We start from the raw sequence: 1,648 nt of genomic DNA, 5'->3' as shown, positions 1-1,648 counted from the left end.
TTGCAAGGGAAAAGCTGAGCCCAGTGGCGGGCCAGGTCAATACGGCGGCACACCCACACGTTGTCGTGCTGCTGGATGTGGTCGAGAAAGCGCTGCAGCGCCGTGATGCGCCCCGGGCGGCCCAGCAGGCGGCAGTGCATGCCGATGCTCATCATCTTGGGCGCGTTGTCGCCGGCCGGGTCGCCCTCGGCATACAGGGCGTCGAAGGTGTCCTTCATGTACTGGAAGAACGGGTCGGCATGCGAGTAGCCCTGGGGCAGGGCAAAGCGCATGTCGTTCACATCGAGCGTGTAGGGCACGATGAGCTGGTTGTGCGTGCTGCCGTCGCTCTTGCCCACCTTCATCCAGAAGGGCAGGTCGTCGCCGTAGTAGTCGCTGTCGTAGGTGAAGCGGCCGTTGTCGGCCACCAGGCGGTGGGTGTTGGGGCTGTCGCGGCCCGTGTACCAGCCCAGGCCGTGGTCGCCGTCGTGGCCGTACAGCTGGCCGAAGATCTCCAGGCACTGCTGCATGTGGGCGCGCTCGACCTCCTCGGGCACGTTCTGGTAGTGGATCCACTTGAGGCCGTGGCAGGCCACCTCGTGGCCCAGCTCGGCGAAGGCCTGGGCCAGCTCGCGGTGCTTTTGCAAGGCGGTGGCCACGCCGAAGACCGTCAGCGGCAGGCCGCGCTTTTCGAACTCGCGCAGGATGCGCCAGACGCCGGCGCGCGAGCCGTACTCGTAGATGCCTTCCATGCTCATGTGGCGCTCGGGATAGGCGGCCGGGTTGAACATCTCGGACAGGAACTGCTCGCTGGCGGGGTCGCCGTGCAGCACGCAGTTCTCGCCGCCTTCTTCGTAGTTGAGCACGAACTGCACGGCCACGCGGGCCTTGCCGGGCCATTGGGGATGGGGCGTGGTGCGGCCGTAGCCGATCAGGTCGCGGGGGTAGGCAGCTGTAGCGTCGTAAGTCACGTCGTATGTCATGCGGAGATGGAGGAAAGAGCCATCGATAAATCGTTGGTTGGCAGATCGCGGTCGAAGGTCAGGCCTGCTTCCACGTGGTCCAGGTGCTGCTGCATCAGCTGCACGGCCTGCTCGGCATCGCCCTGGGCCAGCGCGGCCACGATGTCGGCATGCTCCTCGTGCGAATGCTCGGCCGCCGAGGCCGACTGGTACATCAGCGTGATCAGCGCGCAGCGGGAAATCAGCTCGCCCAGCAGCTGGGCCAGCACCTCGTTGCCCATGAGCTCGGCCATGCGCACGTGAAAGTCGCCCAGCAGCTCGGTGCGCTGGCCAACATCGTCGGCTTCCATGGCTTTCTTCTCGGCGGCCACATGGGCCTTGAGCGCGCGCAGCTTGGCGGGCGTTTGCTGTGCGGCAAAGCTGCGCACCATCTCGGCCTCGAGCATGCGGCGCACGGCAAAGACCTGGCGGGCCTCGCCCACGGAAGGGGTGGCCACGAAGGCGCCGCGCGCGGGCTCGAGCTTGATGAGGCGGTTTTGCGACAGCTGGAACAGGGCCTGGCGCACGAGGGTGCGCGAGACGCCGAAATGGTCCGCCAGCTTCTGCTCGGCCAGCTTGGTGCCGGGCATGAGGCGGTGTTCGACAATGGCCTTGGTCAGGCTTTCGACGATGAAACTGGTGGTGGAAGCTTCCATCGCCTCATCATA

At 66.0% G+C, this 1,648-nt stretch carries 2 protein-coding genes; both read right to left on the bottom strand.

Translation table 11 applies throughout. The annotated features are described in order from the left end of the window. On the bottom strand, positions 1-950 hold a 950-nt coding region (gene puuE / locus V8Z74_RS26110; RefSeq protein ID WP_066483901.1), incomplete at its 3' end, for an allantoinase PuuE. Positions 951-958: 8 nt separating this feature from the next. Continuing rightward, entirely contained in the window at positions 959-1,636 is a 678-nt protein-coding gene (locus V8Z74_RS26105) for a GntR family transcriptional regulator (protein ID WP_066483900.1), read from the bottom strand. Between the last annotated feature and the right edge of the window lie 12 nt (positions 1,637-1,648).

The organism is Comamonas sp. w2-DMI, assembly GCF_040187735.1.
GTDB lineage: Bacteria > Pseudomonadota > Gammaproteobacteria > Burkholderiales > Burkholderiaceae_C > Comamonas > Comamonas terrae.
The sequence above is the reverse complement of the archived record's forward strand: the minus strand, read 5'-3'. Positions and strand labels throughout refer to the sequence as shown.